This is a genomic window from Amycolatopsis sp. NPDC043887, assembly GCF_056435665.1.
In genome coordinates this window covers 144,983-153,349 of record NZ_JBWKEB010000017.1, presented here as the reverse complement: position 1 = coordinate 153,349, position 8,367 = coordinate 144,983, and the positions used below count along the sequence as shown (strand labels likewise).

The window sequence follows — 8,367 nt, the reverse complement described above, 5'->3', positions numbered from 1 at the left end:
CCCATGGCTCCACGCCTACAATCACCACCGCGGCCACACCGCACTCGGCGGCCACCCACCCGCCAGCCGCGTTCCCAACCTCTCAGGTCACTACACCTAGGCCGACCCACCCGCCAACCGCCGCCGACCGCACCGCGGGGGTCCGGGGGCTCGGCCCCCCGGGTGATACGACGAAGCCCCACCTTCGGGAAGACGCGCCAGCGTCGACCGAAGTGGGGCAAAGGGGCTGAGGGCGGCCCGCTCGACCAGCCTGGGGGTCACTGGGAGCGGGCCGCCTCCTCCATCGTAGGCAATAAGTCGCCGTCGCGCTGCATGGGGTTGCCATGTCTTCCGAATTATTTGTTCACCGACCCTCTTCATGGTCGGTGATTTTCCATGCTCGACGGCGCATAACCGGTAGTCAGCGGCCATTCGGCGCAGCGGCGGGTGCGCCGGAGGACCGAGTCGTCACCGTGCCGAACGTGACGAAGGTCGCTTTCGGCGGATTGACCCCTTCCTCGGGTGCGGACTCACCCCGTGAGGCAGGATGTCGCGTGATCGGCCTTCGTCAACAAAAGGGGACGGTATGCACGACGGCAGTGGCCGCATCGCGGTGCAGAACCTGAGCAAGCAGTTCGGTGCGGTCAACGCGGTCCAGAATCTGAGCTTCACGGTGGAGCCGGGTTCGGTGACCGGCTTCCTGGGGCCCAACGGGGCCGGGAAGACCACGACGCTGAGGATGCTGCTCGGGCTGGTGACGCCCACGAACGGCACGGCGACCATCAACGGGCGCCCGCACGACCAGCTGGGGAATCCGGCGCGGGTCGTCGGTTCGGTGCTGGAGAACGAGGGTTTCCACCCGGGACGCACGGCGCGGAATCACCTGCGCGTGTACTCGGCGGCGATCGGGATGCCGGATCAGCGGGTGGACGAGGTCCTGGGGCTGGTGGGTCTTTCGTCGGCGGCGGACCGCAAGGCGGGCGGGTTCTCGCTCGGTATGCGGCAGCGGCTGGCGCTGGCGACGGCGTTGCTGGGGAATCCGCAGGTGCTGGTGCTGGACGAGCCGACGAACGGGCTCGATCCCGAAGGCATCCTGTGGCTTCGGAACTTCCTGCGCGCGTACGCGCGTGAGGGGCGCACGGTGCTGGTCTCGAGCCACCTTCTGAACGAGGTGGAGCAGACGATCGACCAGGTCGTGATCATCAGCCAGGGCATGACGCGCTACAACGGCTCGCTGGACCAGTTGCGCAAGAGCAACCAGTCCCGGGTGCTGGTGCAGTCCGCCGACGCGAACGGCCTCGTCGCCGCGTTGCAGGAGGCTGGGATCACGCAGGTCTCGCCGATGCCGGACGGCCGGGTCGCGGTGTCCGGCGCGACGGTGCAGCAGATCGGTGACATCTCGGCCAAGGCGAGCATCGCGGTCTACGGCATGCAGGAGGAGACGGCGGATCTGGAGCGGATGTTCTTCCAGCTGACGCAGGGTCAGTACGCCGCGCCGCCGCCCGGTTTCCAGCAGGGCCCGCCGCCGGGCTACCAGGGTCCGCCTCCGGGATATCAGGGCCCGCCGCCCGGTTATCAGGGGCCGCCTCCCGGCTACGCGCCGCAGAACACGCCGCCGCCCGGTTTCGCGCCGCCGCAGCAGTTCCAGCAGCAGGGCCAGCCGCCGCAGCAACCGCAGTACCAGCAGGCGCCGCCTCAGCAGCAGGCGCAGCAGCAGGGCCAGGACGAGGGCTGGGGAGGCCAGGGCTGATGGGCAACCTGATCAAGGCGGAGTTCCGCAAGACGCTCACGCTCAAGGCGTGGTGGGCGCTGATGATCCCCGCGGTGGTCTTCGCTTTCGCGTTCGCCCTGTTCTGGGGCATGGTCACCAACGACTTCAGCGACTTCCTCGGCCGCTCCGACACCCGTGAGCTGACCGAGGCGCTCGGCATCTCGACCGGCGAACTGCCCGTCGGCCTGCTCGCCCTCGGGCACGGCATCAACATCGGCACGATGATCCCGATCATCTTCGGTGTCTTCGCCCTCGCCGGCGAGTACACGAAGAAGACGATCACCACGACGTTCCTCACCGCCCCGAACCGGGTTTCGGCGTTGAGCGCGAAGATGATCACCTACATCGCCTGGGGTGCGATCTACGGTGTGATCATCGTGGGCGCGGCGAGCCTCGGCACCGTGATCACGGTCGACAGCGCGCGCCTGCCGACGGCGGGCCAGTGGCTGGGCGTGCTCGGCGCGGGTGTCCTCGCGACGATCCTGGCGACCTTGTTCGGCATCGGGGTCGGCGCGGTCTGGCGCAGCGTGGTCGGCAGCATCATCACGCTGACCATCTGGATGCTGGTGGTCGAGAACGTCCTGGTGTTCGTCATGTTCGGCGCCGCCGACATCACGTGGCTGGGCGGGGTCCTGCCGAACGGCACGGTCAACGGCATCGTGGGCGCCATCGGCGCCGAGGCGTTCGGCGCCGCCGGCGTGAAGGTGCCCGGCCTGCAGGACGAGACCGCGTGGGCGCTGCAGTACGCGGCCGGTGCGCCCGGCGCGTTCTCGTGGTGGGCCTCGGCGCTGATCTTCTTCGGCTGGACGATGATCTTCTTCCTGGCCGGCTGGGCCGTGAACCAGAAGAAGGACATCACGTAGGTCACCGTCCACAAGCGCCATGAAAGGCCCCTTCATTGCAAAATTCGCGATGAAGGGGCCTTTCATCGCGTTCGGCCCTGCGCGAACCGGCCGGTCCTGTCGGTGCGGACGCATAGGCTTGCGGGGTGACCACTGCTCCACCTCGTCCGCGTCAAGCCAGTCCGGCTCGTGAGACCGCCCCCGCGCCCACCGGAGGCTGGATCCGCCGCCTGGCCGCTTCGTGCTGGAAACATCCTTGGCTCGTCGTGCTCTCGCTGGGCGCGGCGATCATCGGCGTCGGGCTGCAGGCCGCCGGTCCGCTGCTGATCCGCGAGGCGCTGGACGACGCCGTCGCGGGCGACACCTCCCGGCTCGGCCTGCTCGCCGCGGTGATGGCGGTGCTGCAGGTGCTGACCTTCGGCAACGCCTTCGCCCGCCGGTACGTCGGCGGGCGGCTGGCCCTCGATGTCCAGCATGATCTGCGCCGCCAGGTGTTCAACGCGGTCTCCCGGCTCGACGGCGGCAAACAGGACGCGCTGCGCACCGGCCAGGTCGCCTCCCGCGCGATCTCGGATCTGCAGCTGGTCACGTCGGTCCTGATGCAGGTGCCGCTTTCGGCGGGTTCGGTGATCTTCGCGCTGCTGTCGCTCGGCGCGATGCTGTGGATGTCGCCGACGCTGACCCTGATCGCGATGGTGGTCGCCCCCGCGATCGCGATCATCATGGCGGTGAGCCGGAAGCGGCTCTTCCCGGCGACGTGGGCGGCCCAGCAGCGCGCGGCCGACGTCGCGCAGCAGGTCGAGGAGACCGTCACCGGCGTACGCGTCGTGAAGGGCTTCGGCCAGGAGGCGCGCGAAGTCGCGAAGCTGGAGAAGACGGCGAAGAAGCTCTTCGCGGAACGCATGCGCGCGGCCCGGCTCTCGTCGTTGCCGACGGCCACGACGGCCGCGCTCCCCGCGGCGGGTCAGGTCGCGGTACTGGCGGTCGGCGGCATCCTCGCGTTGAAGGGTGAAGTCAGCCTCGGCACCTTCCTGGCGTTCGCGACCTATCTGTCCATCCTGATCGGCCCGGCACGGATGATCTCGAGCCTCGTCGTGCAGGCCCAGCTGACCAGGGCGGGCGCGGAACGGGTCAACGAACTGATCGACGCGCAGCCGGACGTAGTCGACAGTCCGGACGCGCGGCCGCTGCCCGAAGGACCGCTCGGCGTCCGGCTGGAGGACGTCTCCTTCGGCTACACGCGGTCGGATCCCGTCCTCGACGGTCTCACCCTGGAGGCCCGGCCGGGCGAGACGCTCGCGCTGGTCGGCACGGCCGGTTCCGGCAAGTCGACGATCTCCTTGCTGCTCCCCCGGTTCTACGACGTGCACAGCGGCTCGGTCCAGGTCGGCGACCTCGACGTCCGCGAGGTCCGGCGGCGAGAACTGCGCAGCGTCATCGGCGTGGTCTTCGAGGAGGCGTTCCTCTTCTCCTCGTCGGTACGAGACAACATCGCCTACGGCAGGCCGGACGCGAGCGACGAGGAGATCCGCGCGGCCGCGCGGGCGGCGGAGGCGGACGAGTTCATCCAGCGCCTCCCCGACGGCTACGACACCCTCGTCGGCGAGCGCGGCCTCACGCTTTCGGGCGGCCAGCGACAGCGGCTCGGCCTCGCCAGGGCGCTGATGACCGATCCGCGCGTGCTGGTCCTCGACGACGCGACCTCCGCCATCGACACGGTCACCGAGGCCGCGATCCACGACACGCTGCGGTCGGTCACCGCGAGCCGGACGACACTGCTGATCGCGCACCGCCGCTCCACCCTCGCCCTCGCCGACCGGATCGCCGTGCTCGACAAGGGCCGCGTCGTCGACGTCGGCACCGAGGAGGAGCTGCTCGCGCGCTGTCCGCTGTTCCGCGAACTCGTCGCGGGCCCGGGTGACGACGTCGAGGAGCCACATCGCTGCGAAGGCCTGGACTGCGGCCCCTCGGGAATCACCCCGGCGCTGTGGCCGGAGCAGGACAAGGCCGACGAGCTGCCGGGTGAGCGGAAGGGCACCGGCGGCGAATGGGACGTCGACCTGCCGCCCAGCCCCGAACTCGTCGAAGGCGTCCGGAAACTGCCACCCGCCACCGACGTCCCGCGCCTGCCGGGCACCGATGTCACCGCGCCCGAACCGAAGTTCCGCCTCGGCCGGCTGCTGAAACCGGTACGCGGCCCGCTGGCCGTGGTGATCGGGCTGGTCGCGGCGGACGCGCTGGCCACCATCGCGATGCCCGCGCTCTACCAGCACGGCATCGACAACGGGGTGCGCGCCGGGGCGGAGGCGGTGATCTGGCTGGCCGCCGTCATCGGCGCGCTGGTGATCCTCACGGACTGGCTGGTGGTCTACCTCCAGACCAGGATGACCGCGCGGGTCGGCGAGACGGTGCTGTATTCGCTGCGCGTCCGCAGTTACGCCCATCTGCAACGGCTCGGGCTCGACTTCTACGAACGCGAACTGTCCGGGAAGATCATGACCCGGATGACGACCGACGTCGACGCGCTCTCGACGTTCCTGCAGACCGGCGTCGCGCAGGCCGTGGTGAGCGCGCTGACACTGGTCGGGATCGCGGCGGCGCTGATGATCACCGACATCGGGCTGGCGGCGTACGCGCTCGCGGTGCTGCCGATCCTCATCGTGGCGACGGTGATCTTCCGCCGGGCGTCGTCCAAGGCGTACACCGAAGCCCGGGAACGGGTCAGTGTCGTCAACGCGGACATGCAGGAGAACGTGAACGGGCTGCGGGTCGCGCAGGCGTACACCCGCGAGGAGCGGACGGCGGAGAAGTTCGCTTCACGCAGCGACGAGTACCGGCGTTCACGGCTGCGGGCCCAGCGCTATGTCGCGACGTACTTTCCTTTCGCTGCAATGCTTTCCGGACTGGCCGAGGTGGTCGTGCTGATCGTCGGCGCGAACCGGGTGGCGGCGGGCACGCTGTCGGCCGGTGTGCTGGTGGCGTTCCTGTTGTACCTGGGTCAGTTCTTCTCGCCGATCCAGCAGCTGTCCTCGGTGTTCGACGGCTACCAGCAGGCGCGGGTCGGCCTGACGCGCATCGGCGATCTGCTGCGCACGCCGACCTCCGTTCCGGCGGCGGAAAACCCGGTCCCGGTCCCGGAGCGGCTGCGTGGTGAAGTCTCCTTCAAGGACGTCGATTTCGCTTACACCGCAACGGATGAGCCCGCGCTGAAGGAACTGACACTGGAGGTCGCGCCCGGGGAGACAGTCGCCCTGGTCGGTGCGACTGGCGCCGGGAAGTCGACGGCGGTGAAGCTCGTCGCGCGCTTCTACGACGCGACAGGCGGCGTGGTCCGGATCGACGGCACGGACATCCGCGAGTACGACCTGGCCGCACTGCGCACCAGGATGGGCGTGGTACCGCAGGAAGCGCATCTGTTCTCGGGAACTGTGGCGGACAATGTCCGCTACGGCAGGCCTTCCGCGACGGACGCGGAGGTCGAGGAAGCGGTACGGTCGGTCGGCGCGCTCGACGGCGTCGCCGCGCTCCCTGCCGGTTTCCATCAGCCCGTCGGCGAACGCGGACGGTCTCTTTCGGCGGGACAACGGCAACTCGTCGCCCTCGCCCGCGCCGAACTCGTGGATCCGGACGTCCTCCTGCTCGACGAGGCGACCGCGGCCCTCGACCCGTCCACCGAAGCCGCCGTCCTGCGCGCGACGGAGCAGCTCGCGCGCCGCCGCACGACCTTCGTGGTCGCGCACCGCCTCGCCACCGCCGCCAAGGCGGACCGGATCGTGGTGCTGGACCACGGCCGGATCATCGAACAGGGCACGCACGCGGAACTGCTCGCGGCGGACGGTCACTACGCGCGCCTTTGGTCCTTGGGCTGACCAGCTTTCGTGAGTGGTGGCGGTTTCGCGTGACTGGATGGCCGACACACGTGATCGGGCGGACGACTCGTGGCGGAACCCCGGCCGCGATCGTGTCGTCCGTCCAGTCACGCGTGTCGTCCACCGGATCACGTGTGTCGTCCGGTCAGTCACGTGACATCGCCGGTTCTGGGCCTCGTGAGTGGTAAGGACGGTTAGAGCCAACGGTGTCTTGCGTACCTACCGGAGGTGACTACCGGTCGATCGCGGGTCCGTGAAGGCCTCCTTCCCTACACTCAAGGTAGGGAAGGAGGCCTTCACGGACACCAGAACGCCGGCAACGGCACGTTCAGGCTGGCCCAGGTCCCCTCGTGAGTGGTAAGGACGGCTAGAACCGTCCTTACCATTCACGACATCCGCCCCGCTCACCAGGAACGCGGATCCGGCGGAGGGTGTCGCGAGCGGCAATTCGGGTTCCAGCCCGAAACGCCGTTCACGCGGCGGAGAGATCCAGCTGGAATTGCGCCCCCGGAGCCGACGGCTCCCACCCTCGCGCCAGCGCCAGCCGGATCGCCCGTTCGACATCCGAAGGCAGCACGGCCTTCGACGGCACCCCCATGTAGTTCACCGGATGCGCGTGGTCCGTCCGGACCACCAGAACGGCACCCCGCGCGTCCTCCAATTCCACCCCGTACGAAAGGAAATATCCGCCGTCCTGTGCGTAGGTGGGCTTCCGCCGGACGATCCACCGATAAGCGGTCTCGTCGACCACGATCCGTCGCGAACCCTTGCGCAGCAATGCCATGCGTTCAGCATGACCCGACGGGCAAGGGAATTTCGGTCGCGCGCCGACACCGGCGTCTGCCACGCTGCACGGGAAATGAACGAAGAGATCCCGGCGCGGCAGATCCGCGCCGTGCACACCGAGACCACCATCCGCGTCTATCAGGCGTACTCGCCGGCCATCGCCGACGCCGCACTGGAGGCGGGCACTTTCGTGCCGCCGTTCAAACGCGAACGCATGACCTGGATCAAGCCGTCCTTCCTCTGGATGGCGTACCGCTGCGGCTGGGCCGCGAAGCCCGGCCAAGAGCGCGTACTCGCCCTCGACATCACCCGCGAGGGTTTCGCGTGGGCGCTCGAACACGCGGCGCTCAGCCACTTCGACCCCGACGTCCACCCCGACCTGAAGACGTGGCAGGACGAGGTCAGGGCCAGCCCGGTCCGTATCCAGTGGGATCCGGAACGCAGCATCCGGCTCGGTGCCCTGAAGCACCGTTCGCTCCAGATGGGCCTGAGCGGCGAAGCCGTCGATCGCTATGTCGACAAATGGATCACGGCGGTCACCGACGTCACCCCGGTCATGCGCGAGGTCGGCGCCCTGGTCGCGGCGAACCGCATCGAAGACGCCGAAGCGCTGCTACCCGCGGAGCGTCCGTACCCCGGCTAAGGCCGCCACTCGAGGCCGCTCATCCCGGCGACCTCGAGGTCCTGAGCCGAAGCCCAGCGGACGGTCCCCGGCCGGACATGCACCCCGGCCGTCACCGTCCAGTCCGGCTCGTCGGGCTCGACGTGCTCCATCTCCTTGAAGTCGGCGAGCGTCGGCCAGACCGCCGAGCACGAGTCGCACATCAGCACGACCTTGCCGGACTCGGTGACCAGCGGGCGCACACGCCCCTCGTCCCAGAACGACGGGCACTCGTCCAGCCACATCGGCTGCCACCACCTCGCGGGCGATCGGCGGCCGGCACGACACCGGCCGCATCCTCCACCCAGGGAAACCCCCTGACGTGAACTCCAGGCTGTCCGGGCACGACGTCCCAGCCAACCTTTACCGACGGGACAGTGACCTGACCAGCACGGACGGTGAAAACGAGAGCAAAGGTCCCTTGCTCCCCCGCAGGACGCGGACGGGGCCTATTTTCGG

Annotated in this window: 6 protein-coding genes; 4 read left to right on the top strand and 2 right to left on the bottom strand. The window is 69.1% G+C overall.

Annotated features, from left to right (window positions below):
• Positions 1–565: 565 nt before the first annotated feature.
• From AC069H_RS35370 to AC069H_RS35360, 3 genes are all read left to right on the top strand, one after another.
• Complete coding sequence (locus tag AC069H_RS35370; protein WP_478235226.1) at positions 566–1,729, top strand: ABC transporter ATP-binding protein; 1,164 nt, start codon at positions 566–568, stop codon at positions 1,727–1,729.
• Complete coding sequence (locus tag AC069H_RS35365; protein WP_478226339.1) at positions 1,729–2,613, top strand: ABC-2 transporter permease; 885 nt, start codon at positions 1,729–1,731, stop codon at positions 2,611–2,613. Before AC069H_RS35370 ends, AC069H_RS35365 begins: the two co-directional genes overlap by 1 nt.
• Positions 2,614–2,738: 125 nt before the next feature.
• A complete protein-coding gene (locus AC069H_RS35360) occupies positions 2,739–6,461 on the top strand; it encodes an ABC transporter ATP-binding protein (protein ID WP_478235225.1) in 3,723 nt (1,240 codons plus the stop codon).
• 472 nt (positions 6,462–6,933) lie between these two features.
• On the opposite strand, the gene AC069H_RS35355 is transcribed toward AC069H_RS35360, so the two are convergent.
• Complete coding sequence (locus AC069H_RS35355; RefSeq protein WP_478226337.1) at positions 6,934–7,245, bottom strand: hypothetical protein; 312 nt, start codon at positions 7,243–7,245, stop codon at positions 6,934–6,936.
• 75 nt (positions 7,246–7,320) lie between these two features.
• On the opposite strand from AC069H_RS35355, the gene AC069H_RS35350 reads away from it, so the two are divergent.
• On the top strand, positions 7,321–7,890 hold the full coding sequence (locus AC069H_RS35350) for a DUF4291 domain-containing protein (RefSeq protein ID WP_478235224.1): 570 nt from the start codon (positions 7,321–7,323) through the stop codon (positions 7,888–7,890).
• On the opposite strand, the gene AC069H_RS35345 is transcribed toward AC069H_RS35350, so the two are convergent.
• Positions 7,887–8,153, bottom strand: a complete 267-nt coding sequence (locus AC069H_RS35345) for a hypothetical protein (RefSeq protein WP_478235223.1) — start codon at positions 8,151–8,153, stop codon at positions 7,887–7,889. The two genes, AC069H_RS35350 and AC069H_RS35345, sit on opposite strands and share 4 nt — an antisense overlap.
• Positions 8,154–8,367 lie beyond the last annotated feature (214 nt).

What these genes read in the sequence shown, in the direction of transcription:
- AC069H_RS35370 (WP_478235226.1), top strand. Translation starts at nt 566, where the DNA reads ATGCACGACGGCAGTGGCCGCATCGCGGTGCAGAACCTGAGCAAGCAG.
- AC069H_RS35365 (WP_478226339.1), top strand. Translation starts at nt 1,729, where the DNA reads ATGGGCAACCTGATCAAGGCGGAGTTCCGCAAGACGCTCACGCTCAAG.
- AC069H_RS35355 (WP_478226337.1), bottom strand. Translation starts at nt 7,245, where the DNA reads ATGGCATTGCTGCGCAAGGGTTCGCGACGGATCGTGGTCGACGAGACC.
- AC069H_RS35350 (WP_478235224.1), top strand. Translation starts at nt 7,321, where the DNA reads ATGAACGAAGAGATCCCGGCGCGGCAGATCCGCGCCGTGCACACCGAG.
- AC069H_RS35345 (WP_478235223.1), bottom strand. Translation starts at nt 8,153, where the DNA reads ATGTGGCTGGACGAGTGCCCGTCGTTCTGGGACGAGGGGCGTGTGCGC.